21 protein-coding genes are annotated in these 23,967 nt (G+C 67.8%); 18 read left to right on the top strand and 3 right to left on the bottom strand.

Annotated elements, in window-relative coordinates; all coding sequences use genetic code 11:
• Positions 1–424 precede the first annotated feature (424 nt).
• Positions 425–1,063: a TetR/AcrR family transcriptional regulator gene (locus tag DYS74_RS16560; protein WP_121534828.1), complete on the top strand. Its 639-nt coding sequence runs from the start codon at positions 425–427 to the stop codon at positions 1,061–1,063.
• 147 nt (positions 1,064–1,210) lie between these two features.
• Here DYS74_RS16560 and hpbA read toward each other — a convergent pair whose 3' ends face one another.
• Positions 1,211–3,247, bottom strand: a complete 2,037-nt coding sequence (gene hpbA / locus DYS74_RS16565) for an N-methyl-L-proline N-demethylase HpbA (RefSeq protein WP_121534786.1) — start codon at positions 3,245–3,247, stop codon at positions 1,211–1,213.
• Between the two features lie 479 nt (positions 3,248–3,726).
• Between hpbA and DYS74_RS16570 the strand changes: the two genes are divergently transcribed.
• The 5 genes from DYS74_RS16570 (at position 3,727) to DYS74_RS16590 (ending at position 8,195) form a co-directional block, all read left to right on the top strand.
• Complete coding sequence (locus DYS74_RS16570; protein ID WP_121534787.1) at positions 3,727–4,587, top strand: ABC transporter permease; 861 nt, start codon at positions 3,727–3,729, stop codon at positions 4,585–4,587.
• Positions 4,584–5,360 carry an ABC transporter permease gene (locus DYS74_RS16575; RefSeq protein ID WP_121534788.1) on the top strand — a complete coding sequence of 259 codons (777 nt, stop codon included), beginning with the start codon at positions 4,584–4,586 and terminating at the stop codon, positions 5,358–5,360. Before DYS74_RS16570 ends, DYS74_RS16575 begins: the two co-directional genes overlap by 4 nt.
• Positions 5,361–5,414: 54 nt before the next feature.
• Positions 5,415–6,455, top strand: a complete 1,041-nt coding sequence (locus DYS74_RS16580; RefSeq protein WP_121534789.1) for an ABC transporter substrate-binding protein — start codon at positions 5,415–5,417, stop codon at positions 6,453–6,455.
• Positions 6,456–6,523: 68 nt separating this feature from the next.
• Positions 6,524–7,141 (top strand): cupin domain-containing protein, encoded by a 618-nt coding sequence (locus DYS74_RS16585; protein ID WP_121534790.1) that lies wholly within the window; start codon positions 6,524–6,526, stop codon positions 7,139–7,141.
• Positions 7,131–8,195 carry an ABC transporter ATP-binding protein gene (locus DYS74_RS16590; RefSeq protein WP_121534791.1) on the top strand — a complete coding sequence of 355 codons (1,065 nt, stop codon included), beginning with the start codon at positions 7,131–7,133 and terminating at the stop codon, positions 8,193–8,195. Before DYS74_RS16585 ends, DYS74_RS16590 begins: the two co-directional genes overlap by 11 nt.
• A 30-nt stretch (positions 8,196–8,225) precedes the next feature.
• On the opposite strand, the gene DYS74_RS16595 is transcribed toward DYS74_RS16590, so the two are convergent.
• Positions 8,226–8,477, bottom strand: a complete 252-nt coding sequence (locus DYS74_RS16595; RefSeq protein WP_121534829.1) for a CBU_0592 family membrane protein — start codon at positions 8,475–8,477, stop codon at positions 8,226–8,228.
• Positions 8,478–8,673: 196 nt separating this feature from the next.
• On the opposite strand from DYS74_RS16595, the gene DYS74_RS16600 reads away from it, so the two are divergent.
• The 6 genes from DYS74_RS16600 to DYS74_RS16625 all read left to right on the top strand — a co-directional run bounded on the left by DYS74_RS16600 (position 8,674) and on the right by DYS74_RS16625 (position 16,740).
• Positions 8,674–9,591: a LysR family transcriptional regulator gene (locus DYS74_RS16600; RefSeq protein WP_121534792.1), complete on the top strand. Its 918-nt coding sequence runs from the start codon at positions 8,674–8,676 to the stop codon at positions 9,589–9,591.
• 130 nt (positions 9,592–9,721) lie between these two features.
• Positions 9,722–11,275 carry an ABC transporter substrate-binding protein gene (locus DYS74_RS16605; protein WP_121534793.1) on the top strand — a complete coding sequence of 518 codons (1,554 nt, stop codon included), beginning with the start codon at positions 9,722–9,724 and terminating at the stop codon, positions 11,273–11,275.
• Positions 11,275–12,234 carry an ABC transporter permease gene (locus DYS74_RS16610; protein WP_121534794.1) on the top strand — a complete coding sequence of 320 codons (960 nt, stop codon included), beginning with the start codon at positions 11,275–11,277 and terminating at the stop codon, positions 12,232–12,234. Before DYS74_RS16605 ends, DYS74_RS16610 begins: the two co-directional genes overlap by 1 nt.
• Before the next feature lies 1 nt (position 12,235).
• Positions 12,236–13,066 carry an ABC transporter permease gene (locus DYS74_RS16615; protein ID WP_121534795.1) on the top strand — a complete coding sequence of 277 codons (831 nt, stop codon included), beginning with the start codon at positions 12,236–12,238 and terminating at the stop codon, positions 13,064–13,066.
• Complete coding sequence (locus DYS74_RS16620; RefSeq protein WP_121534796.1) at positions 13,063–14,658, top strand: ABC transporter ATP-binding protein; 1,596 nt, start codon at positions 13,063–13,065, stop codon at positions 14,656–14,658. Before DYS74_RS16615 ends, DYS74_RS16620 begins: the two co-directional genes overlap by 4 nt.
• Before the next feature lie 72 nt (positions 14,659–14,730).
• Positions 14,731–16,740, top strand: coding sequence for a CocE/NonD family hydrolase (locus DYS74_RS16625; protein WP_121534797.1), 2,010 nt, complete (start codon positions 14,731–14,733; stop codon positions 16,738–16,740).
• 277 nt (positions 16,741–17,017) lie between these two features.
• On the opposite strand, the gene DYS74_RS16630 is transcribed toward DYS74_RS16625, so the two are convergent.
• A complete protein-coding gene (locus DYS74_RS16630) occupies positions 17,018–18,022 on the bottom strand; it encodes a GntR family transcriptional regulator (RefSeq protein WP_121534798.1) in 1,005 nt (334 codons plus the stop codon).
• Positions 18,023–18,313: 291 nt separating this feature from the next.
• On the opposite strand from DYS74_RS16630, the gene DYS74_RS16635 reads away from it, so the two are divergent.
• The 6 genes from DYS74_RS16635 to DYS74_RS16660 all read left to right on the top strand — a co-directional run bounded on the left by DYS74_RS16635 (position 18,314) and on the right by DYS74_RS16660 (position 23,911).
• Positions 18,314–19,336, top strand: coding sequence for an ABC transporter ATP-binding protein (locus DYS74_RS16635; protein ID WP_245965321.1), 1,023 nt, complete (start codon positions 18,314–18,316; stop codon positions 19,334–19,336).
• A complete protein-coding gene (locus DYS74_RS16640; RefSeq protein ID WP_121534800.1) occupies positions 19,336–20,253 on the top strand; it encodes an ABC transporter permease in 918 nt (305 codons plus the stop codon). The genes DYS74_RS16635 and DYS74_RS16640 overlap by 1 nt, the downstream gene beginning before the upstream one ends.
• A 3-nt stretch (positions 20,254–20,256) precedes the next feature.
• Positions 20,257–21,099 carry an ABC transporter permease gene (locus DYS74_RS16645; RefSeq protein ID WP_121534801.1) on the top strand — a complete coding sequence of 281 codons (843 nt, stop codon included), beginning with the start codon at positions 20,257–20,259 and terminating at the stop codon, positions 21,097–21,099.
• Entirely contained in the window at positions 21,099–21,827 is a 729-nt protein-coding gene (locus tag DYS74_RS16650) for an SDR family NAD(P)-dependent oxidoreductase (protein ID WP_121534802.1), read from the top strand. Before DYS74_RS16645 ends, DYS74_RS16650 begins: the two co-directional genes overlap by 1 nt.
• Before the next feature lie 24 nt (positions 21,828–21,851).
• Positions 21,852–22,604, top strand: a complete 753-nt coding sequence (locus DYS74_RS16655; RefSeq protein ID WP_220668870.1) for an SDR family NAD(P)-dependent oxidoreductase — start codon at positions 21,852–21,854, stop codon at positions 22,602–22,604.
• An 86-nt stretch (positions 22,605–22,690) separates the two neighbouring features.
• Positions 22,691–23,911, top strand: coding sequence for an ABC transporter substrate-binding protein (locus DYS74_RS16660; RefSeq protein ID WP_121534804.1), 1,221 nt, complete (start codon positions 22,691–22,693; stop codon positions 23,909–23,911).
• Positions 23,912–23,967 lie beyond the last annotated feature (56 nt).

Consider the following 23,967-nt stretch of genomic DNA (forward strand, 5'->3'; position numbering starts at 1 on the left):
GCTCTTCGCTGAAACGGCTTCTCTTCATCGTCTGTCTCCTTGGTTGGAGAACAGGCTAACCTCAAAACGAGGACGTTTCAGGGGAGCAGGTCACCATGCGCACACCTGCCGAGGCATTCAGATTAGCGGCTTAAACTGAGCAGATTCCGCTGGGTCAATACAAATCTTCGATCCCATCAACGACCCCCGGCGGAAGCTGCCACACCGCCGTCGGACCGAACTCCGCTCCGGGCAAGCAGACACCCCAGAAGCGCATTGTGCGCTTGCGCAATCAGAGCGCCCGGCCACGCCACCCGGCCACGCCACCCGGCCACGCTACCAATGATACGTCTCCCTATCTCTATACCGAACGCGCCCGTCACGAACGGGGGACCTAAGAGCGGAAGGCTTGCTCTTGCTTGCCATCCTGTCCTATGAAGTCGACATGACTGACCAATCTGATGCGGAAACCGGCTGGAGAGGCTCCTACGAAGGTTGGCTCGAGGCGGCCTATGAGGCGCTCGTCGAGAACGGCATCGACGCGGTCAAGATCCTGCCCCTTGCCAACCGTCTCAAGCTGTCCCGCACCAGTTTCTACTGGCATTTCAAGGATCGGGAGACGCTGCTCCAGGCGCTCGCCAGTCGTTGGGACACGCGCACGACGGCGCCGCTTGTCGCGGCGGCATCAAGCTATGCCGAAACCGAGGCCGAGGCGCTTTTGAACGTGATCGGGTGTTTCCTGCGCGAGGAGACCTTCGATGACAGGCTTGAATTCGCCGTGCGGAGCTGGGCGCTTCAGGACGACCGCATCATGGAGAGGGTCCGGGCCGCGGATTCACTGCGGCTGACGGCGCTTTGCGATCTGCTGCGCAAATGGGGGCATGAGCCGATCGACGCAGACGTGCGCGCCCGCACGATCTACCTTGCGCAGATCGGCTATATCTCGATGCAGGTTCGGGAACCGCTTGCCCTTCGCATGGCGCGGATCCCGAATTACGTCGAGATCTACAGTGGCGGCAAGGCGCCGGAGCCGCGCGAGATGGCCCGGTTCTATGCCAGGCATGACTATGTGCCCGTCAGCTGATCTGCGCGAGTGGACGGGGGGATTCCCGTCCGCTCGGTCCGTTGTGCCCTGCTCGCCGCGAGGATCTCGGCGCGCGTGCGACAGTCGCCGCCAACGGCCTTCGGGCAAGCGACACGCCGGCCCGAAGGGGCGCGGTGCGGGCCGGAGTCACAGATCCTTCACCAGCCGCAGCGCGTCATAGAGCGCCGCATGGGTGTTGCGCGCGGCCACCGCATCACCGATGCGGAACAGGCGGAACGCCCCGTCGGGATTGGGGGCGAGGGTCTGCAGACCGCCGGTCGTCAGGGCCTCGTAATCGACCTCGCCGAGGTTCGACGACAGCGGCTTCAGCTCGAAATAGAGCTCGTCGAGCGGCCGGGTGCCGTGGTTCACCACGACCTGATCGACCAGCCGGTCGCGCGTGACATCGCTGTAATCCGAGCCCAGCACCGCCCGCAACCGATTGCCCTCGCGCGCGACCGCGTGCAGCCGCCAGGTCACGGTGAAGGTCGTGTCGCGCTTTTGCAGATTGCGCATGTAGGGCACGAGGTTCATCGCCATCACCTCGGGCGCGAAGCTGCGGTCCGGGGTCACGATCTCGACCGCGGCGCCGGTGCGCGAGATCAGGTCGGCGGCCTGCAGGCCCGCGTGATCGCCCGCATCGTCGAAGATCAGCACCGTGCGGCCGGGCTTCACATCGCCCGAGAGAATGTCCCAGGCCGAACAGACGAGGTCGTTGCCGGCCGTGAGCACCTCGGTATGGGGTAGCCCGCCGGTCGCGATGATCACCTCGTTGGGCGCGGTGGCCAGAACGGTCCCGGCATCGGCAACAGTGTTGAAATGGAAGGTGACACCCTTCTTCTCGCATTGCGCCATGCGCCAGGCGATGATCGAGATCATCTCGCGGCGGCGTTCGTCAAGGGCAGTGAGGCGGATCTGGCCGCCGGGTTCGTCTGCCGCCTCGAAGACCGTCACCGCATGGCCGCGCTCGGCCGCGACACGGGCGGCCTCGATCCCGGCGGGACCGGCGCCGACGATGGTGACGCGGCGCCTTTCCGTGGCGGCGGGGATGGTCTGCGGCATCGTCTGCTCGCGCCCGGTGGCGGGGTTGTGCAGGCAAAACGCCATGCCGCCCTGGTAGATCCGGTCGAGGCAGTAGTTCGCACCGACGCAGGGGCGGATGTCGTCCTCGCGGCCCTCGATCACCTTGCGCACCAGATGCGGGTCGGCCATGTGGGCGCGGGTCATGCCGACCATGTCAACGAGCCCCGCGGCGATCGCGTGACGTGCCGTCGGCACATCGGGGATCTTGGCGGCGTGGAAGGTCGGGACATTGGTCGCGGCGCGGATCTTGCCGGCAAATTCCAGATGCGGCGCGTTGCGCATGCCCTGCACCGGGATCACATCGGTCAGCCCGGCGTCGGTGTCGATATGGCCCTTCACCACATTGAGGAAGTCGACCAGCCCGCTCTCCTTCAGCTTGTGCGAGATGGTGAGGCCGTCCTCGGCGGTCAGCCCACCGGGCAGATCCTCGTCGCCGGTATAGCGCACGCCGAGGATGAAATCCTCGCCGCAGCGGTCGCGGATGCCGCGCAGGATCTCGAAGGTGAAGCGCAGCCGGTTGTCGAGGCTGCCGCCATAGGGGCCGTCGAGATCATTGGTCAGCGGCGACCAGAACTGATCCATCAGATGGCCATAGGCCTGCAGTTCCAGCCCGTCGAGGCCGGCGGCCTTCATCCGTTCCGCCGCGTCGACATAGTCGTTGATGATGCGGGCGATATCCCAGTCTTCCAGCTTCTTCGGGAACGACCGGTGCGCCGCCTCGCGCTCATGTCCGGGCGAGACGACGGGCAGCCAGTCGGCCTTGTCCCAGCGGGTGCGGCGCCCGAGATGGGTCAGCTGGATCATCACCGCTGCGCCATGATCGTGGCATTCGTCGGCGAGCTGCTTCATCCAGCCGACGACCTCGTCCTTCCAGGCGAGGATGTTGTTGAACACCGGCGGGCTGTCGCGCGAAACCGAGGCCGATCCCGCCGTCATCGTCAGCGCCACCCCCGCCTTCGCCCGCTCGACGTGATAGGCGCGATACCGTTCCTTCGGCATGCCGTCCTCGGGATAGGCCGGCTCGTGGCTGGTGATCATGATGCGGTTGCGCAGCGTGAGATGCTTGAGCTGGAAGGGCTGGAGGAGGGGATCGTTCGACATCGGAGCGGCCTTTTCGGGTGGGATGTACGGAGAGATTGGCTGATAATGTTCACATGTGTCAATTAAAAGTCCGCGGGTGAACTCTCCGGGCGCCAATATGCCATCGAGGAGTACAGAGGTGGACATTATTCGTGCCGAGCGCGCCGGCCGGCCCGGCATGCCGTCCGTTCTCCATCGTCGGATCGAGCCGGATCAGGGGAGAAAACGCCACGGGACGGAAACGCCGCAACCGGATGGGGGGGGGCGTCCTTCGGGCACGGGGGCAGGCTTCGGCATGGCGACGATCGACCCCTCGGGATTTCAAGGCGGGTTTCCTCTCACCGGCTTTTGCAACCGGGCCGGGCGGCGAACGCAACCAACGCGCGGCACAGGGCATTTGACAGAAATGAAAATGACTCATAACTTTTCACGAAACGATAAATTATGGATCCGGTTTTCGATTCCCGCCGTGATCCCCCCGACATGGGAGGGGAGAGAAGATGCGACGACTGGCAAACGGGGCGGGGTTCCTGTGCGCGATGTCCTTGCCCGGCGCGCTGGTGACCTTCGGACTGGTGGCCTTTGCGCTGGCGCTGGTGCTGGGGCTCGGGTTCCGGGTCAATGACCAGGGGCTGCTGCGCGGCCCGCTGACGCTGGGCAATTTCGCGCAGATCCTGGCCGACCCGCTCTATGCCAAGGTGATGCTGCGCTCGCTCTGGATCTCGGGGCTGGTGACGCTGGCCACCGTCGTCACCGCCTATCCGGTCGCCTGGTATCTGGCCTTCCGCGCCGGGCGGCATCGCGGCCTGCTGCTGTTCCTCGTCACCTTGCCGTTCTGGACGAGCTACCTGCTGCGCGTCTTCGCCTGGAAGATCGTCCTTGCCTACAACGGCGTGCTGAACTCGGCGATGATCGAGCTTGGCCTGTGGGACAAGCCGTCGATGATGTTCCTGAACAACCCGGCGGCGGTGGTGCTGACGCTGGCCCATGCCTATGCGCCCTTCGCGATCCTGCCGATCTATGTCGCGCTGCAGACGATCCCGCGCTCGCTGCTCGAGGCGGGGGCGGATCTTGGTGCCACCAAGGCGCAGCTGTTTCGCCGCGTGGTGCTGCCGATCTCGATGCCCGGGGTTCTGGGCGGGGCGCTCGTCGTCTTCGTGCCGACGCTGGGCGACTACGTCACGCCGGCGATGGTCGGCGGCCCGGCCAGCACGATGATCGGCACCCTGATCCAGGCGCAGTTCGGCAAGGCGAACGACTGGCCGTTCGGCGCCGCACTCGCCACCGCCACCATGCTCGTCATCCTGATCGCCGTCGCGCTGGTGCGGCAGGCCGATCGCCGCTGGGGGAGCCGGACATGAAACAGGGCCGCCTGCTGCCGATCTACATCGGCGCCTATCTCGTCTTTCTCTATCTGCCCGTGGCGCTGATCCCGCTGTTCTCCTTCAACGATTCGATCCAGGCCGCGTTCCCGATGAAGGGGTTGACGCTCGAGTGGTATCGCACGCTGCTGCAAACCCCGGCGATCGGGCAGGCGCTGAGGAACAGCCTGGGCATCGCGATCGCCGCGGCCAGCATCGCGACGCTCTGCGCCACCACGATCACCTATCTCGAGGTCTTCCCGCGCCCCGTGCTGTCGCGGCTGATCGGGGTGCTCGCGCGGCTGCCGATCCTGATCCCGGGGGTCATCGTCGGCATCGCGCTGCTGATCCTCGTCAATCTCGCCGGCCTCGGCCCCTCGCGGATCGCGATCGTGCTGGGCCATGTGCTGGTCTGCCTGCCCGCGGCCGTCACCGTGCTGCGCGCGCGCTTCGCGGCGATCCCGCGCTCGATCGCCGAGGCGGCGGCCGACCTTGGCGCCTCGGATTTCACCGTGTTCCGCCGCGCCGTGCTGCCGCTCGCCTGGTCGGCGATCGGCTCGGCTTTCACGTTGTCCTTCCTCACCTCGTTCGACGAGTTCATCGTCGCCTATTTCCTCGCCGGCACGGAGCCCACGCTGCCGCTTTATATCTGGAGCCAGCTGCGCTTCCCGAAATCGCTGCCGGTGGTGATGGCGCTTGGCGCGCTGATCTTGCTGGTCTCGGCCCTGCTCGCGGGTCTCGCGGAGCTGCTGCGTCGGCGCAGCCGGGTCTGAGCCCGCCCGGAACGACAAGAAAACCAAGACGAACAACAACAGGAGGTCATACCAATGAAGAAGACGCTGCTTACGCTGACGCTTGCCGCCGGGGTCGCCACGCCCGCCTTGGCCGAGGACAAGCTCAGCTATTTCACCTGGTCGGGGTACGAGCTGCCCGAGTTCAGCCAGAGCTTCCTGAAGGCGCATCCCGACGCGCTCGAGACCTCGGTCTTCGGCGATGACGACGACGCCTTCACCAAGGTCAAGGCGGGCTTCCCCCCCGATGTCGCCCATCCCTGCTACGACAAGATCGCGCGCTGGAACAAGGAAGGCCTGCTGCAGCCGATCGACACTACGCGGATCAAGAACTGGAACAGCATCTTCCCGGTTCTGCGCGAGCTGCCCGACATCCAGGCGGGCGATGGCAAGGTCTGGATGGTGCCGTGGGACTGGGGCAATACCTCGGTGCTCTACCGCTCCGACATGGTCGCGCCCGATGCCGAGCAGAGCTGGAACATGCTCTGGGATCCGCAATATGCGGGCCGCCTTGCCACCATCGACGCGGTGCATGACACGCCGGTCGTCGCCGCGCTTCTGGCGGGGGTCAGCCCCTTCGACATGGACGCCGACGGCCTGAAGAAGGTCGAGGAGAAGCTGCGCGAACAGCGCCCGGTGCTGTCGAGCTATACCACCGACATGACCTCGGTCGAGCAGTCGCTCGCCTCGGGGGAACTCGTCGCGGCGATGACCTGGAACGCCTCTGCGGTGGCGCTGAAGAAGCAGGGCGTGCCGGTCGAGTTCATGAACCCGAAGGAAGGCATGCTGACCTGGACCTGCGGCTTCGTGCTGCTGAAGGACGCGAAGAACGTCGATCTCGCCTATGATCTGATCAACAGCCGCCTCGAGCCCGACTCGGGCAAGGCGCTGATCGAGAATTACGGCTATGGCGCCTCGACCGCGACCGCCTTCGCCGAGGTGCCGCAGGAGAAGCTCGACGAGCTGAAACTGCCCGCCGATCCGCAGACGATGCTCTCGACGACGGTCTTCACCGGGCCGATGAAGCAGAATGACGAGCTTGCCAAGATGTTCGAGCGGATCAAGGCCGGCGGCTGAGCAGGGCCAGGAACAGGGCGGGGGCCGGTGGCCTCTGCCCACAGCCGGAAAGCGAGAAGAAAGAGACGATGGGTCAGGACATTTCCACCGACGCCGCCGACACCGCGCGCGACGAGAACAACGCCGACGTCATGGTCGGGCGGCGCCTGCGCGCGCTTCGGCTCGAGGCGGGGCTATCGCTGACCGAACTTGCCGGGCAGGCGGGGATCTCGGTCGGCGCGCTCAGCCAGATCGAGCGCGGGGTCTCCTCGCTCCGGGTGCGCACGCTCTGGCCGCTCGCCACCGCGCTCGGCGTCGATGCCGCGCGGCTGCTCGAGGACAGTGCCGAGAGCAACGACATCTACTGCGTGCGCGCGGGCAACCGGCGTGACATCCCGGTGCATTCCGAGGGGGTGCGCAAGCAGCTCCTCTCCCCGCCCGGCGCCGCGCTCACCGGCATGCTGGTCGAGGTCGAGCCCGGCGGCGGCACCGCCGAGGCCTATTCGCATCAGGGCCACGAGTTCGGCTTCGTGATGCAGGGCACGGCGCAGCTGGTGATCGACGGCACCACCTATCATCTGCGCACCGGCGACAGCTTCGCCTTCCGCTCGTTGCTGCTCCACTCCTTCCGCAACGAGGGAGACGAGCGCTGCATCATCATCTGGATCAATGCCACCAAGAAATCGGAGGTGCGCGATGACGAATGACCCGCTCCTGAGCCTGCGCAAGGTCAGCAAGATCTTCGGCAACGGGCATTTCGGCCTGAAGGACATCGACCTCGACATTGCGGCCGGCGAATTCGTGAGCCTGCTCGGCCCCTCGGGCTGCGGCAAGACGACGACGCTGCGCGTGGTCGCGGGGTTCGAGGCGGCAAGTTCGGGGCAGATCCTGCTGGGCGGTGCCGAGATCGGCCATCTGCCGCCGAACCGCCGGCCGGTGAACACGGTGTTTCAGGATTACGCGGTCTTTCCGCACATGGATGTGGCCGAGAACGTGGCCTTCGGGCTTTCGGTGCGCGGCACGCCGCGGGCCGAGATCCGCCGCAAGGTGGCCGAGGCGCTCGAGCTCGTGGGCCTTGCCGACAAGGCGAAACGCCCGGTCTCGGCGCTCTCGGGCGGGCAGCGCCAGCGTGTGGCGCTGGCCCGCGCGATCGTCTGCGAGCCGCAGCTTCTGCTGCTGGACGAGCCGCTCTCGGCGCTGGACGCGAGCCTGCGCGAGCAGATGCAGATCGAGCTGAAGAACCTGCAGGCGCGGCTTGGCACCACCTTCGTGATGGTCACCCACGACCAGACCGAGGCGCTGTCGATCTCGGACCGGATCGCGGTGATGCAGGGCGGCGAGATCGAGCAGATCGCCTCGCCGGCCGAGCTTTACGATCGCCCCGCCACCCGCTTCGTCGCGGGGTTCATCGGCACGATGAACCTGCTGCCGGGCAAGGTCTCGGCCGATGGCCGGCTCGAGGTGCCGGGATCGAGCCTGCCGATGCCGGCCGAGGCGCATGGGTTCGGCGCGGGCAGCGCCGTGGTTCTGGGCCTGCGCCCCGAGGATCTCGAGCTGTCGACCGCCGCCGCCGGCATCCCGATCCGGGTCGAGAACGTGGTCTTCCACGGCCGCAGCCTGCGGGTGATCGGCCGGGTTTCCAGCGGCGAGGAGATGATCCTCGACGTGCCGCGTTCGGCCGCGGCCGAACTGCCCGCCGCCGGGGCGAGTGCGGCGCTGCGCCTGCGCGCGGGCGCGGTGCCGGTGGTGCTGCCGGCCTGAGCCCGGTCCGATCTTTACGGGTGGCGCGCCTCAGGCGGCGCGCCGCTGCGGGGCCGCGTTGCGCAGGAACCCCACCACGGTGAACAGCAGCCACGCGCCTTGCGACACGAAGGCGCCCAGATTCCACTGCCAGAACAGCGACGTCAGCAGCGCCAGCGCGCCAAGCACGTTCAGCAGCGCATAGCGCCCGTCGCGGACGGAAAGCCGCCCCATCTGCAACAGCGCATAGGCGCCAAGGTAGGCTCCGGCCCCGACAAGGCCGATCACGTCAGGCAGGTTCATGCCCGTCACTCCGAGACTGCCGGGTGCGACCGGCGGGATATCTTGCGCGGCCGCGACGCGCGTCCGTGTGCCGCCGTTCTAGACCACGCGGTGGAAAACGAAAGGGGGGCTTGCGTCTGGAGCCATGATAAATTTTCATGGCGGGTGTCCGGCCGGTTTCATGCCATTCCTGCCGCCATCTCCACTCGAGGAACGCATGACGACCGGCCCGCGCATCCCCCCGCTCAACGCCCTGATCGCCTTCCAGACGGTGGCGCGCTGCGGCTCGATCTCGGCCGCGGCGCAGATGCTTGGGCTGACGCAAAGCGGGGTCAGCCGGCAGATCTCGCGGCTCGAGGACCACGTCGGCGCGGTGCTCTTCGAGCGCACCGCCGCGGGGGTCGCGCTGAACGCGCTTGGGCAGGAATATGCGCTGCAGGTCGGGCAGGCGATGGATGCGCTCTCGGTGCTGGGCGAGGGCATGCAGGGGGCGCGCGACAGCCACCGTGTGGTGCTCGCCTGTTCGCAGGGCGTGGCCGATCTGTGGATCATGCCGCGCCTTGCCGCGCTGCGCCGCGAGCTGCCCTGGCTGGAGCTGAAGCTGCGGGTGGACGAGAACATCTCGCAGCTGCGGCCCGACGAATACGATCTGGGGATCTATCACCGCCCGGTGCGGATGGCCGATTTCGTCATGCAGCCGCTTGGCCCCGAGCAGATGGTGCCGGTCTGTGCGCCCGGTCAGCCGCCGCTGGTCGAGATGGAGGCGCCGCTGTTGCTGACCATGGAGGAGACCTTCAAGGAATGGACGGACTGGGGCAATTGGCTGTTCAGTGCCGATGTGGCGCTGCCGCCCGACACGCTGCGCTGGAAGATGGGCAGCTACCGGCTGGCGATCGAGGCCGCGATGCAGGGCATCGGCGTCGCCATGGGCTGGACCTGGCTGGTGCAGGACCTGATCGACGCCGGCCGGCTGGTCGAGGCGCATCCGCATCGCCTGACCGGGCAGGGACAATATTACCTGATGCGCTCGAGCCAGCGCCACCTGCGCCAGTCGGCCCGGCGTCTGGCTGACTGGCTGGTCGCCAGCAACCGTCACGGCACCGGCGCGCCCGCGCCGCCGGGGCCGGGCGACTGACCGTCCGTCACGGGGGTATGACGGAAATTCATTTGCCCGCCGGGGCGGTTTCCCTAGGTTCGAGTGAACAACGAAGCGACCCCGGTCAGGGGCAACACCAGGGAGACGCCGCGAAAGCGTGCGGGGCAAGATGACGACACGAGGAACGGGATTTCAGATCGGGCGCCGCGGCCTGCTGGCCGGCGCCGCGGGGCTTTCGGCGCTGTCGCTGCTGCCCGGGCAGCTGCGCGCCGAAGACGCGCCGAAGCGCGGCGGACTGCTGCGCATGGGCATCGGCGGCGGCTCGACCACCGACGATTTCGACCTGCGCAAGCTGAACGACTGGGTGCCGGTGAACCAAGCCTACATGGTGATGAACGGCCTCGTCGAGATCGACGCCGACAACATCGCCCGGCCCGAGCTGTTCGAAAGCTGGGAAGCGGGTGCGGGCGCGCTGGAATGGGTGTTCAAGGTGCGCCAGGGCGTGACCTTCCACAACGGCAAGACGCTCACCGCCGATGACGTGGTCTATTCGCTGAACCTGCACCGCGGCGACAGCTCCTCGGCGGCGCGCTCGGTCGCGGCGGCCTTTGCCGATGTGCAGAAGCTGTCGGAGCACGAGGTGAAGATCACCCTCGCCTCGGGCAATGCCGACCTGCCCTATGTGCTGTCGGATTATCACTTCCTGGTGGTGCCCACGGGCTTTGACGACTGGGCGAACCCGATCGGCACCGGCCCCTTCATCCCGGATAGCATCGAGCCCGGCGTGCGCGCCCGCTTCACCCGCAACCCGAACTACTGGAAGCCGGGCTGTGCCAATGTCGATGCGGTCGAGGTGATCGTCATCAACGACATCGCGGCGCGGACCAATGCGCTGATGTCGGGGCAGGTGCAGGCGATCAACAGCCTCGACTTCAAGACCGTCGACCTGCTCGCCCGCAACAAGAACCTGCAGATCGTGCGCTCGAAGGGCGGGCAGCACTACACCTTCCTGATGGATTGCACGCAGGCGCCCTTCACCGATGTGAACGTGCGCCAGGCGGTGAAATACGCCGTCAACCGCGAGCAGCTGCTGCAGACCGCGCTTTTGGGCTATGGCACGCTTGGCAATGACCACCCGATCCCGGTCACCGACCGCTTCTTCAACACCGAGCTGGCGCAGCGCGCCTATGACCCGGAGAAGGCGAAGTTCTTCCTGAAACAGGCGGGCATGGACGGGCTGAAGCTGACGCTGCAAAGCTCGGATGCGGCCTTCCCGGGGGCGGTCGACGCGGCGGCGATCTATCGCACGGCGGCGGCGCCCGCCGGCATCGAGGTGTCGATCCAGCGCGAGCCGGCCGATGGCTATTGGGACAATGTCTGGATGAAGGCGCCGTTCTGCATGTCCTATTGGGGCGGGCGGCCGACGGCGGACCAGATGCTGACCATCGCCTATTCCTCGGCCTCGGCGCAGAACGACACGCATTGGGCCAATGCCGATTTCGACCGGCTGCTGGGCGAGGCCCGCGCGCTGCTCGACGACCAGAAGCGGCGCGAGATCTATTGGGAGCTGCAGCGCATGATCCATGACGAGGGTGGCGCGATGATCCCGATGTTCGGCGACTATCTCGACGGGGTGTCGAAGAAGGTGAAGGGCGTGACCCCGCACCCGATGTTCAACCTGATGGGCGCCCGGCTCGCCGAAAAGGTCTGGCTGGACAGCTGATGGGCAAGCTGATCGTGCAACGTCTGGGGCTGGGGGTCGTGACCCTCGCCCTGGTTTCCGTGCTGGTCTTCGCCGGCACGGAACTCCTGCCCGGCGATGTCGCCGCGGCGATCCTGGGACAGAATGCGACGCCCGAGTCGCTGGCCGCGCTGCGCGAGCAGCTGGGCCTGAACGCCGGGCCGGTGGCGCGCTATCTCGGCTGGGCCGCGGGCATCGTGCAGGGCGATCTGGGCGTGTCGCTGGCGAACCGGCAGCCGGTGGGCGAGCTGCTCTGGCCGCGGTTCTGGAACACCATGGCGCTCGCGGGCTATGCCGCGGTGATCGCGGTGCCGCTGGCCGTCGGGCTGGGCATCGCCTCGGCGGCGTTCCGCGGCTCGCTCTTCGACCGGGTGGCGACTGTGGTGGCGCTGGCCACCGTGTCGCTGCCGGAGTATTTCCTCGGCCTGCTGCTGATCCTCTTCGTGTCCGTGCAATACGGGCTGCTGCCGAGCCTTGCCGACACCTGGTCGGGGATGGGGCTTGCCGCCTGGCTCGAGGCCACCACCCTGCCGATGCTGGTGCTGGTTCTGGTCACCGTGGCGCAGATCATGCGGATGACGCGCACCACCGTGCTTGCGGTGATGGACCAGCCCTATATCGAGACCGCCTATCTCAAGGGCATGAGGAACGGCCGCGTCGTGCTGCGCCATGCCGCGCCGAACGCCCTGGCGCCGATCGTCAACGTCGTCGCCTTCAACCTGACCTATCTGATCGCCGGCGTCGTGCTGGTCGAGTCGATCTTCAACTACAACGGGCTGGGCCGGTTCATGGTCGATGCGGTGTCGAAACGCGACCTGCCGATGGTGCAGGCGGCGGCGATGGTCTTTGCCGCGGTCTATGTCGTGCTGAATCTCGTGGCCGATGTCGCCGCGATCGCGCTGAACCCGCGCCTGCGCCATCCGCGCGCGAAGGAGGTCTGAGATGACCCTTCCGGTTTTCGGGCGGCTGCCGCTTTCTGCCCTGCTCGGGCTGCTGATCGTCACCGCCACCGCGGCGCTGTTTCTGTTCGGGCCGATGCTCGCCCCCTTCGGGCAGGAGGAGGTGCTGGGTACGCCCTTCGCCGACCCCTCTGCGGGCCATCTGCTCGGCCTCGACCAGAACGGGCGCGACATGCTCTCGCGGCTGCTCTATGGCGCGCGGATGTCGGTCGGCGTGTCGCTTGCGGCGGTGGTGATCTCGTTCTGCATCGGTGTTCCGCTGGGCTTTCTGGCCGCGCTGAACGGCGGCTGGCCCGACCTGATCGGCGCGCGGCTGATCGACGTCATCATGTCGATCCCGGTGCTGATCTCGGCCCTCGTGGTGCTGCAGGCGCTCGGCTCCAGCCTGCCGGTGCTGATCGGCACCATCGCGCTTTTGGACAGCACGCGGGTGTTCCGGCTGTCGCGCGTGGTGGCCCAGGGCATCGTGGTGATGGAATATGCCGAGGTCGCCCGCCTGCGCGGCGAGGGGCTGTGGTGGATGCTGCGCCGCGAGATCCTGCCCAATGCGCTGCCGCCGCTGATGGCCGAATTCGGCATGCGCTTCTGCTTCACCTTCCTGTTCGTGGCGGGCCTGTCCTATCTGGGCCTTGGCGTGCAGCCGCCCTTCGCCGACTGGGGCGGCATGGTGCGCGACAACCAGCAGGGCATCCTTTACGGCCTCTACGCGCCGCTGTTCCCGGCCGGGGCGATCGCGCTGGTCACCATCGGCGTCAACCTCGTCGTCGACTGGGCGCTGGCCGGCCGCACCACCGTGCAGGGGGAAAACCGATGAGCCATGTGCTTGAAATCCGCGACCTGCGGGTCGAGGCGCCGAATGGCGCGGTGCTGCTGCACGGCGTCTCGCTCGATCTGAACCCGGGCGAGGTGCTCGGCCTGATCGGCGAATCCGGGGCCGGCAAGTCGACGATCGGTCTGGCCTCGATGGGCTATGGCCGCGGCGGCTGCCGGATCACCGGCGGCGAGATCCGCCTTGTCGGCACCGAGATGCGCGAGGCCTCGCGCCCCACCCGCGAGGCCCTGCGCGGCACCCGCATCGCCTATGTCGCGCAAAGCGCGGCCGCCGCCTTCAACCCGGCGATGCGGCTCGATACCCAGATCCTCGAGGTGCCGCTGCTGCACGGGCTGATGCCCGAGGCCGAGGCCCGCGCCTGGATGCTCGAGCTGTTCCGGGCGCTGCAACTGCCCGACCCAGAGCATTTCGGCGCGCGCTATCCGCATCAGGTCTCGGGCGGCCAGCTGCAGCGCGCGATGATCGCGATGGCGATGGCGGGCAAGCCCGACATCCTGGTGCTCGACGAGCCCACCACCGCGCTTGACGTGACGACCCAGATCGAGGTGCTGGCCCTTCTGCGCGAGGTGATCCGGCGCTATGGCACCGCGGCGCTCTACATCACCCATGACCTCGCCGTGATCGCGCAGATCGCCGACCGGCTGATGGTGCTGCGCCATGGCCGCGAGGTGGAAACCGGTCCCACCGCCGCGCTGCTCGAGGCGCCGCAGCAGGACTATACCCGCGCGCTGGTGTCGGAGCGGCGCGAGAGCCTTGGCGCGGTCTCGGGCGCGCATCACCGCACCGGCAAGGCGCTGCTGTCTGTCGAGAAGGTCACTGCAAGCTATGGCCAGACGCCGGTGCTGCATGACGTCTCGCTGACGCTGAAGCGGGGCGAGACGCTGGCGGTGGTGGGTGAATCCGGTTCGGGCAAGTCGACGCTGGCGCGGCTGGTGTCGGGGCTGTTGCCGCCGCGCGCCGGCTCCGTCGCCTTCGACGGCACGTCCCTGCCGCCGCGGTTCCGCGACCGGAGCCCCGCGCAGCTGCGGCGCATCCAGCTCGTCTATCAGCTGCCCGACGTGGCGCTGAACCCGCGCCAGAGCGTGGGCGAGGCGATCGGCCGGCCGCTGGCGCTGTTCCGCGGGCTGCGCGGCAAGGCGCTGGCGGATGAGGTGGCGCGGCTGCTCGAGCAGATCGGCCTGCCGGCCGACTTCGCCGCGCGCCTGCCCTCGGCGCTCTCGGGCGGACAGAAGCAGCGGGTCTGCATTGCCCGCGCGCTTGCCGCCGAGCCCGAGCTGATGATCTGCGACGAGGTGACCTCGGCGCTCGATCCGCTGGTGGCCGAGGAGATCCTGCGGCTTCTGCGCAAGCTGCAGGACGAGCTGGGGATGACCTATCTCTTCATCACCCATGACCTCTCGGTGGTGCAGCGCCTCGCCGATCGGGTGATGGTGATGCAGAAGGGCCGGGTGGTCGAGACCGGCGAGACCGCCGCGCTGTTCGCCGATCCGCAGGACCCCTACACGCGCCGGCTGCTCGATGCGGTGCCGCAACTGCGCACCGACTGGCTCGACGAGGTCATGGCCGCGCGCTGACCCGAATTTCCTCAAGATCCTGCAGGGGGCGCGCCGCGCCCCCCGTTTCCCGACATGCCTTCGGAGGGCAAAATGAACTTGGAAATCATTGAAAACACGTGGATCACGCTGCGCGATGGCACTCGCCTCGCGGCCCGGATCTGGTTGCCCGAGGGGGCGCGGTCGAAGCCGGTGCCGGCGGTTCTCGAATACATTCCCTACCGCAAGCGCGACGGCACCCGCGGCCGGGACGAGCCGATGCACGGCTATTTCGCGCAAAACGGCTATGCCGCGGTGCGCGTCGACATTCGCGGCACGGGCGACTCCGACGGGCATATGGCCGATGAATACCTGAAGCTCGAGCAGGACGACGCGCTCGAGGTGATCGCCTGGATCGCGGCGCAGGACTGGTGCTCGGGCAACGTGGGCATGATGGGCAAGAGCTGGTCGGGCTTCAACTGCCTGCAGGTGGCGATGCGCCGCCCGCCGGCGCTGAAGGCGATCCTGACCTGCTATTCCACCGACGACCGCTTCCGCGACGACATCCATTTCATGGGCGGCTGCCTGCTGAACGACAACCTGTGGTGGGGCTCGATCATGCTGGCCTATCAGTCGCGCCCGCTCGATCCCGAGATCGCGGGCGAGGGCTGGCGCGCGCGCTGGCTCGACCGGATCGCGACCTTGCCGTTCTTCCCGGGGATCTGGACCGAACACCAGACCTATGACGCCTACTGGAAGCACGGCTCGGTGCAGGAGGACTGGTCGGCGATCCAGTGCCCGGTGCTGGTGGTGGGCGGCTGGGCCGACAGCTACACCAACACCGTGCCGCGGCTGCTGGCCAATCTGCAGGTGCCCGCGCGTGGCATCATCGGGCCCTGGGGCCACATCTACCCGATGGACGGCGTGCCCGGCCCGGCGATCGGCTTCCTGCAGGAGGCGGTGCGCTGGTGGGACCAGTGGCTGAAGGGCGTCGACACCGGGGTGATGGACGAGCCGCAGCTGCGCGCCTTCATCAACGACCCGGTCGCGCCCACCGGCACCCGCAAGGCGCAGCCCGGCCGCTGGGTCGGCGAGCCCTCCTGGCCGAGCCCGGCGATCGCCGACCGGCTGTTGCACCTGCGCGCCGACGGCGCGCTTGCGGACACGCCCGAGAGCTCGGATGCGACGCTGCCGGTCTGCTCGCCGCAGGACCACGGCCGCGCGGCGGGCGAATGGATGGGCACCGGCTGCGACGGCGAGATGCCGACCGACCAGCGGCTCGATGATGGCGGCTCGCTGAACTTCACCACGCCGGTGCTCGAGGAGGCGATCGAGATCCTCGGCGCGCCCGAGCTGATGCTTGAGCTCAGCGCCGATGCGCCAGTGGCGCAGCTGGCGGTGCGGCTGTGCGACGTGCTGCCCTCGGGCGAGGTGCTGCGGGTCTCGTATCAGGTGCTGAACCTGACGCATCGCGACAGCCACGAGACGCCCGCGCCGCTCGTGCCCGGCAAACCCTATCGGGTCCGGGTGACGCTTTCGGCCTGTGGTCATCGCTTCCTGCCCGGCCACCGGATCCGGGTCTCGGTCGGCACCGCCTATTGGCCGGCGATCTGGCCCGCGCCGAGCGCCGCCACCGTCACCGTCACCCCGGCGGGCTCGACGCTCGCCCTGCCGGTGCGCGACCCGGCCGCGCCGCAGGCCGAGGTGCGTTTCGCGCCGCCCGCCCATGGGCCGCGCACGCCGATGACCCAGACCGACCCGGGGCTGATGCTGCGGCAGTCGAGTTTCGACCATCTGACCGGCGTCGCGACCTATGTCACGGAAGGGCGCGGCGGCCTCTTCGGCGAGGGCGTCGTGCGCTTCGACGAGATCGGCACCGAGCTGGAACACAACCTGCGGCGCGAGCTGACGATCCGGCCCGAGGACCCGCTCTCGGCGCGCTACGTGCTGACGCAAAGCTACGAGATGGGGCGCGAGGGCTGGCGCACCCGGGTCGAGACGGTGACCGAGATGACCTCGGATGCGACGCATTTCCACCTCAGCGGCCATCTGGTCGCGCGCGAGGGCGACAGCGAGGTGGCGCGCCGCGACTGGTCCGAGACCATCCCGCGCCACCTGATCTGAGCTGGGGACGGGGGCCGCAGCGGCCCCCGTCCGGCCCCTCAGGGCATTGTGCCGCGCGCGATCGCGTCTTCGCGCTGCCCGGCAAGGACGTCCTCGGCTGCATCCGCGACCCCGGGCACGCGCATCGTTCCCCTCAGCGCCCCCCCGGCTGCGGCAGGGACTTCACCTGCCGTCACGTCGATGAGGTGATGTCGACGAGCGGGCGGTGCTGACCTGTCTCGACGGCGATCCGACGGCGCAGGCCGGCCGCGCTTTTTCGTTTCGCGCAGTCGCCCGCTCAGGCGGGCTGCAGATAGTCCGGGAAATCGGAGGCCGGCTCGATGATCGAGGTGATCTTGAGCTGCGCGATCGTCCGCTCGCGCGCCTTGTGCAGATGCGTCGCGAGCATGCTGGCCGCGGCCGAGATCGAGCCCGACAGCGCCAGCTCGACCACCTGCCCGAGTTCGAGCAGCGATTGCGTGTCGGGCGGCAGGCCGAGCGAGAACAGCGCCGACTGGCAGGCCTCGAGCGCAAGCCGGTTGCTCGAGGCATAGCCCGCCAGATCCTCATTCGGGGTGGTCAGGATCATCATCTCGAAGAAGCGCCGGTCGAGCGAGAACCATTGCCCCGGGGTCAGCCGCGTGCGCGGCGACAGCGCCGCGATCTCGTCCGCCAGCCCGCGCAGCTCGGCCACCGGGAACTTGGCCGAGCGCAGCGCCGCGGTCTCGAGGATCACCCGCAGCTCGTACTTGTCCTTGATCCGCTGCGAGGTCAGTGGCTCGACCACCCACCGCGAGGTGCGGCTTTTCTGGATCAGGCCGCGCTCCTGCAACCGGCCCAGCACGTCGCGGATGATGGTGCGCGAGACGCCATATTCCTCGGCCACCAGCGCCTCGATGATCCGGTAGCGGCCGAAGGCCGGGCAGCGCGTCACGTGATGGGCGACGTCGTCATAGATGCGCAGCCAGTTCGGCTTGCCCACGCTGTCGTCGAGGCCGGTCAGGTCGAGCTCGATCTGGCGCAGGTCGTCGCGGCGCGGATCGCCGCTGCCGCCGCAGACGAGGAAGCCGCGACCGGAAAAGCGGCGGATCCGGCCCTCGGCCTCGATCATCTCGAGCGCGCGTTTCACCGTCGCGCGCGACATCTCCATCCGTTCGGAGAGCGCGCTTTCCTGCAGCACGAGGCCGGGGGACAGCCGCCCGGTCTCGATGTTGTGGCGGATCAGGTCCGCGGCCAGCTCGAACAGGGTCGAAGGCCTGTCCGAGTCATCCGCCTCGCGCGCGGGGAGTGCTGAAACCGGCATCCGGGCCTCGTGTCGTGTCGTTCCGTCAGAACCATACGAAGCCCGCGGCCCAGAGGGAAACGCTTTTTGTTTGCATGCAAAATTCGTTTAGTGCGCGCCGCTGTTTTCTGGGTTTGCACAAGATTTGTGCGAAAATTCAGCATTGCTGGCGCGTCTTCTGGCGCTGCACTTGCAGCATACATTGGTTTTCGTCCGGTAAAATGATTTTTTGAATGCCGAAATCATTTTCTGTTTGATCGGACTCGCGAATCGATGTTTGCATGCGAAAAATCGATAAACGGGGAGACCGATGTGCTGACGCTCAGCCGAGTAACGCGCCGATATGGCGCGAACACCGCCCTCGATGGCGTGGACCTCGTCGTTCCGGACAACACCTACATGGCGCTGCTCGGTGCGTCGGGGGCGGGCAAGACGACGCTTTTGCGCCTGATCGCGGGCTTCGAGGAGCCCGATCAGGGCGAGATCGCGATTCATGGCGAGCGCATCGACGGCCAGCCGCCGCATCTGCGCGACATCGGCTTCGTGTTCCAGAACTTCGCACTGTTTCCGCATCTGACCGTGGCGCAGAACGTCGAATTCGGCCTGCGTCATCGCGCGCGGGCCCCGATCACCGACGACGCCGAGATCCGCGCCCGGGCCGAGGCGGCGCTCGAGCTCGTGGGGCTTGCGGGCTTTGGCCATCGCGGCGTCGGCGCGATCTCGGGCGGCCAGCGCCAGCGTGTCGCGCTGGCGCGCACCCTGGTGTGCGAACCGCGCATCGTGCTGCTGGATGAACCGCTCGGCGCGCTCGATGCGAACTTGCGCGCGCGGATGTGCGACGAGCTGCGCGCGATCCGCGAGCGGCTGAAGGTCAGCTTCCTGCATGTCACCGGCTCCGAGACCGAGGCGCTGACGATGGGCGACGAGGTCGCGGTGCTGGCGGGCGGGCGGATCGTGCAGTCGGACGCGCCCGAGATGCTGTTCACCGCCCCGCGCAATGCCGCCGCGGCGCGCCATCTGAACGCCTGGAACATCTTTCCCGCCGGGCTGTGCGCGGGCGGCGCGGCGCAGGGCGAGATCGCCGTGCGCTTCGACCAGATCGACGTCAGCCCCCCCGGCGCCGTGCCCGACGGGCGCCCGCATCTTGCCGCGCAGTATCTGACCGGCGAGTTCAACGGCCCGACGGCGCTGTCCTTCTTCCGTGCCGAGGACGGCACGCTGTTGCAGGTGGTCGACCATCTCAGCACCCCGCGCCTGCCCGAACTGACCGAGGGCGCGCGCTATGACCTTCACTTCGCGCCCGATGCCGCGCGCCAGTTCCACGGAGCCGCCTGATGACCGCCCTGTCGACGGAGACCCCGTCCCGCCCCGCCGCCGCCGCCTCGCCCGCCGCGCTGCGCGCGCGCAAGGACCGCAACCGCGCCCTCGCCCTGCTCTCGCCGGGGCTGATCTGGATGGCACTCTTCATGGTGCTGCCGATGTGCATGGTGGTCTATGTCTCGTTCTGGACGCAGACCACCTTCTCGGTGGAACCCTCGCTGACCACCGCAAGCTGGCAGCGCTTCCTCGGCTCGTCGACCTATCTTGCGGCGATCGGCACGACGCTGCGGATCTGGGCGATCGTCCTCGTCGCGACGGTGGCGATCGGCTATCCGGTGGCGCTGTTCATCGGGCTGTTCGTGCGCAACAAGACGGTGCAGACGGCGCTGCTGGTCGCCTGCGTGATCCCGTTCTGGACCTCGTTCCTGATCCGCGTCATCGCCTGGCGGCCGATGCTGGGCACCGAGGGCGCGATCAACATGATCCTGATGAAGCTCGGGATCATCTCGCATCCGCTCGAGTTCCTGCTGTTTTCTGAATTCTCGGTGCTGGTCGGGATGACGCAGATCTACTGCGTGTTCATGGTCGGGCCGATCACCTTCATGCTGGGCCGGATCGAGCCCTCGGTGATCGAGGCGGCGCGCGATCTTGGCGCCTCCTTCGGCACCATCTTCCGCCGCATCATCCTGCCGCTGTCGCTGCCCGGGGTGATGGTCGGGGCGATCTTCGTCTCGGTCATGGTGCTCGGCGAATTCGCCACCGCCGCCTCGCTGTCGGGGCGCAAGGTGAACCTGCTCGGCAACATCATCGTGAGCCAGGTCGGCTCGCTCAAATGGGCCTTCGCGGCGGTGGCCGGCGTGGTGCTCACCGTCATCATCACCGCCGTCATCGCGCTCGCGCTGCGCCTCGTCGATCTGCGCAAGGAGATGTGAGCCATGCAATCCCGTGCTCTCCGCCCCGTTCTCGCCACCTATACCGCGCTGTTCCTGCTGTTCCTCTACGGGCCGATGATCGTGCTTGCGATCCTGTCCTTCCAGGGGCCCGAGGGCGGGCCGCAGTTCCCGATCCAGGAATGGTCGGTCTACTGGTACAAGCATCTGCTCGGGTTCGCCGGCACCTCCCGCGTCTCGCAGCTGCCGGTGGGCGACAGCCTGCTGCGCTCGATCGCGCTCGCCTTCATGACCACCGTCGTCTCGACCGTGCTCGGGGTGATGAGCGCCGAGGCCTTCCGCACCCGCTTCAAGGGCTCGGGGCCGGCCTTCTACCTGATCATCCTCGGCATGATGGTGCCGGGCGTGCTGGTCGGGCTGGGCATGGCGCTGCTGTCGAACACGCTGGGCCTCTCGCGCGCCTGGTGGAGCACCTCCTTCGTGCTGCACGTGGTCTATACCTATCCCTTCGCCTTCCTGGTGATGCTGGCGATCTTCAATCGCTTCGACCGCTCGGTCGAGGAGGCCTCGCTCTCGCTCGGCGTCAGCCCGGCACAGACCTTCCGGCGGGTGACCTTCCCGATCATCTTCCCGGGCGTGCTGTCGGCGATGCTGTTCTCCTTCACCCTCAGCTATGACGAATTCGCCCGCACGCTGTTTACCGCCGGCCGCGCGCTGACGCTGCCGCTGGCGATCTACGGCACCTTCTCGGTCGAGATTCACCCCAACATCTTCGCCTTCGGCGTGCTGACCACGCTGTTCAGCTTCACCCTGCTCGTCGTCTACGGCCTGCTGATGAAGCGTTTCACCGCGCGGGCCGCGCGCTTCCACGGACAGGAGGAAAGCTGATGATCGCCCTTGTCACCGGCGCGGGCTCCGGCATCGGTGCCGCCATCGCCCTGCGTCTTGCCGCCGACGGCCATGCGGTCGCGGTCAACGACCTCTCGCTTGCCGCCGCCGAGGCCACCGTGGCGCAGATCGCCGCGGCCGGCGGCAGCGCCCGCGCCTATGCCGCCGATGTCTCGGACGAGGCCGCGGTCGGCGCGATGGTCGCGGCCGTCACCGCCGATCTCGGCGCGCCGGAGATCCTGGTGAACAACGCGGGCTTCGGGCATCAGGCGCCGTTCCTCGAGATCACGCCGGCACAGTTCGACCGGATGTTCGCGGTGCATGTGCGCGGCACCTACCTGTGCACCCGTGCCTGCCTGCCGGCGATGCTCGATCGCGGCGCCGGGATCATCGTCAACGTCGCCTCGCAGCTTGGCCAGATCGGCGGGGTCGAGCTTGTCCATTACGCCGGCGCCAAGGCCGCGATCATCGGCATGACCAAGTCGCTGGCGCGCGAGGTCTCGGCCCGGGGTGTGCGGGTGAATGCGGTGGCGCCGGGACCGATCAACACCCCGCTCGTCGAGGCGCTGTCGGAAGACTGGAAGACCGCCAAGCGCGCCGAGCTGCCGCTCGGTCGCTTCGGCGAGACCGCCGAGGTGGGCGGCGTCGTCTCCTTCCTGTGCTCGCCCGATGCGGCGCTGTTCGTCGGCCAGACGCTCGGCCCGAACTCCGGCGACGTGATGCTCTGACTTTCAGATAGGGACATGAACCAGATGGATAAGCGAATTGTGCTCGTCACCGGGGCGGGCATCGGGATCGGCCGTGCCGCGGCGATGACCTTTGCCGCGGCGGGCGACCACGTCATCGTCACCGATGTGCTGGCGGCCGAGGGCCAGGCGGTGGCCGACGAGATCGTGGCCGCCGGCGGCAGCGCCGAGTTTCACGCCCTCGATGTGCGCTCGACCGAGGCGGCCGATGCGCTGGTCGGCGATCTGAACGCGCGCTTCGGCGGCATCGACGTGATCGTCGCCAATGCCGGCATCGCGCTGCGCGTGCCGATGGCCGAGATGACCGACGAGAAATGGCACCAGACGCTCGACGTCGACCTTTACGGCATGCTGCGGGTGATCCGCCCGGCACTGCCGGCGATGAAGCCGGGCGCGGCGATCATCTGCCTCTCCTCGATCATGGGCACCGCCTATGGCTGGGACGAACACGTCCATTACTCGACCGCGAAATCGGGGGTGATCGGGATGGTGCGCGGCCTTGCCGTCGAATACGCGCGCCGCGGCATCCGGGTGAACGGCGTCGCGCCGGGCTACATCCGCACCGCGCAGCTGCTGAACCCGGGCCACAGCCTCGGCCCCGACGCGGCCGAGATCGCCTCGCCCTACATCCCGATGGGCCGCCTTGGCGAGCCCGAGGAGATCGCCCGGGTGATCCGTTTCCTTGCCTCTTCCGACGCCTCCTACCTGACCGGGCAGGTGGTGACGGTGGATGGCGGGCTGACGCCGGGCCGCTACTGAGCGCCCGCAACACGAGGGGCGGCGAACGCCCCCGTTCCTTCGCCAAGACCTTGCAACGTTCATCTCTCACCAACAGGGAAAACCAGATGACCTTCAAGACCGACCGACGTTCCTTTCTGAAATACGGCGCCGCCGGTGGCGCCGCGCTGCTGGGCTCGGGGCTGCACCCCTGGTCGCGCATGGCCTATGCCGCCAATCTCGCGGATCAGGAGCTGCGCACCACCGGCCTGTCGACCACGGTGCAGGACCGCCTGCTCGAGATGTTCAAGAAGCAGGCCGGCGTGCGCGCCGTCTCGGGCACGCCCTCGACCTATCCGGACGCGCAGACGAAGATCCTCTCGGGCTCGTCCGACTATGACTGCTGGGAAATCATCGCCGAGCGACTGCCCGCGATCATCGCCACCGACAATGTCGAGCCGATCCCGGTGGCCGACCTGCCGAACTGGGCCGACATCCGCGACACCTTCACCAAGACCGACCCGAAATGGGACGCCAAGGCGCAGATCTCGGGGCAGATCTGGGCCGACGAGGCGCAAAGCCAGCTTTACATGGTGCCGGCCGTCTACAACTACGACTCGATCGGCTACAACCCCGAGGTGCTGAGCGCCGAGGAGGCGAACAGCTGGACCGCGATCTTCGACAGCAAGTGGAAGGGCAAGTCGGGTCTCAACGTCGACCCGCTGATCGCCATCGGCCAGGCGATCCTGGCGATGAACTCGCTGGGCCTCCTCGAGGCGAAGAACCCCGGCAACCCGACCGCCGACGAAATCGACGAGGCGGCGAAGTTCCTGATCTCGAAGAAGAAGGAGGGCCAGTTCCGCGCGCTCTGGGGCGATTTCGGCGAACTCGTCAACCTGCTCGCCTCGGGCGAGATGGTGGTCTGCGACGCCTGGCAGCCGGCGGTGCTGGCGGTGAAGGCGCAGGGCAAGCCGGCGAAATACGCGACGCCGAAGGAAGGCTATCGCGGCTGGGCGATCGGGCCGTCGATGCTGAAGGGCACGCCGAACCGCGACGCGGTCATCGCCTATGCCGATTTCTGGCTGTCGGGCGAGCCGGGCATCGTGGTGACCGAACAGGGCTATTACTCGCCCTCGAAGACCATCGAGAAGGTCATGGACCCGGCCAAATATGCCTTCTGGTACGAGGGCAAACCCTGGGTCGGCGCCTCCGAGCGCGGCATCAACGAGGGCGACCTGCGCGACGGCGGCTCGCTCGCCGAACGCGCCGCGAACGTCGCCTACTGGCACCAGTGGCCGGATGAATACGACCACCTGATCCAGCGCTGGGACGAGTTCCTGAACGCCTGATGCCCACGGGGCGGGCGGGTCTTTCCCGTCCGTCCCCCTCTTCCCCCTGACGCGAG

The sequence above is a fragment of the Paenirhodobacter hankyongi genome, assembly GCF_003664585.1.
In the GTDB taxonomy this organism is placed as follows: domain Bacteria; phylum Pseudomonadota; class Alphaproteobacteria; order Rhodobacterales; family Rhodobacteraceae; genus Rhodobacter; species Rhodobacter hankyongi.

What these genes read in the sequence shown, in the direction of transcription:
- DYS74_RS16560 (WP_121534828.1), top strand. Translation starts at nt 425, where the DNA reads ATGACTGACCAATCTGATGCGGAAACCGGCTGGAGAGGCTCCTACGAA.
- hpbA (WP_121534786.1), bottom strand. Translation starts at nt 3,247, where the DNA reads ATGTCGAACGATCCCCTCCTCCAGCCCTTCCAGCTCAAGCATCTCACG.
- DYS74_RS16570 (WP_121534787.1), top strand. Translation starts at nt 3,727, where the DNA reads ATGCGACGACTGGCAAACGGGGCGGGGTTCCTGTGCGCGATGTCCTTG.
- DYS74_RS16575 (WP_121534788.1), top strand. Translation starts at nt 4,584, where the DNA reads ATGAAACAGGGCCGCCTGCTGCCGATCTACATCGGCGCCTATCTCGTC.
- DYS74_RS16580 (WP_121534789.1), top strand. Translation starts at nt 5,415, where the DNA reads ATGAAGAAGACGCTGCTTACGCTGACGCTTGCCGCCGGGGTCGCCACG.
- DYS74_RS16585 (WP_121534790.1), top strand. Translation starts at nt 6,524, where the DNA reads ATGGGTCAGGACATTTCCACCGACGCCGCCGACACCGCGCGCGACGAG.
- DYS74_RS16590 (WP_121534791.1), top strand. Translation starts at nt 7,131, where the DNA reads ATGACGAATGACCCGCTCCTGAGCCTGCGCAAGGTCAGCAAGATCTTC.
- DYS74_RS16595 (WP_121534829.1), bottom strand. Translation starts at nt 8,477, where the DNA reads ATGAACCTGCCTGACGTGATCGGCCTTGTCGGGGCCGGAGCCTACCTT.
- DYS74_RS16600 (WP_121534792.1), top strand. Translation starts at nt 8,674, where the DNA reads ATGACGACCGGCCCGCGCATCCCCCCGCTCAACGCCCTGATCGCCTTC.
- DYS74_RS16605 (WP_121534793.1), top strand. Translation starts at nt 9,722, where the DNA reads ATGACGACACGAGGAACGGGATTTCAGATCGGGCGCCGCGGCCTGCTG.
- DYS74_RS16610 (WP_121534794.1), top strand. Translation starts at nt 11,275, where the DNA reads ATGGGCAAGCTGATCGTGCAACGTCTGGGGCTGGGGGTCGTGACCCTC.
- DYS74_RS16615 (WP_121534795.1), top strand. Translation starts at nt 12,236, where the DNA reads ATGACCCTTCCGGTTTTCGGGCGGCTGCCGCTTTCTGCCCTGCTCGGG.
- DYS74_RS16620 (WP_121534796.1), top strand. Translation starts at nt 13,063, where the DNA reads ATGAGCCATGTGCTTGAAATCCGCGACCTGCGGGTCGAGGCGCCGAAT.
- DYS74_RS16625 (WP_121534797.1), top strand. Translation starts at nt 14,731, where the DNA reads ATGAACTTGGAAATCATTGAAAACACGTGGATCACGCTGCGCGATGGC.
- DYS74_RS16630 (WP_121534798.1), bottom strand. Translation starts at nt 18,022, where the DNA reads ATGCCGGTTTCAGCACTCCCCGCGCGCGAGGCGGATGACTCGGACAGG.
- DYS74_RS16640 (WP_121534800.1), top strand. Translation starts at nt 19,336, where the DNA reads ATGACCGCCCTGTCGACGGAGACCCCGTCCCGCCCCGCCGCCGCCGCC.
- DYS74_RS16645 (WP_121534801.1), top strand. Translation starts at nt 20,257, where the DNA reads ATGCAATCCCGTGCTCTCCGCCCCGTTCTCGCCACCTATACCGCGCTG.
- DYS74_RS16650 (WP_121534802.1), top strand. Translation starts at nt 21,099, where the DNA reads ATGATCGCCCTTGTCACCGGCGCGGGCTCCGGCATCGGTGCCGCCATC.
- DYS74_RS16655 (WP_220668870.1), top strand. Translation starts at nt 21,852, where the DNA reads ATGGATAAGCGAATTGTGCTCGTCACCGGGGCGGGCATCGGGATCGGC.
- DYS74_RS16660 (WP_121534804.1), top strand. Translation starts at nt 22,691, where the DNA reads ATGACCTTCAAGACCGACCGACGTTCCTTTCTGAAATACGGCGCCGCC.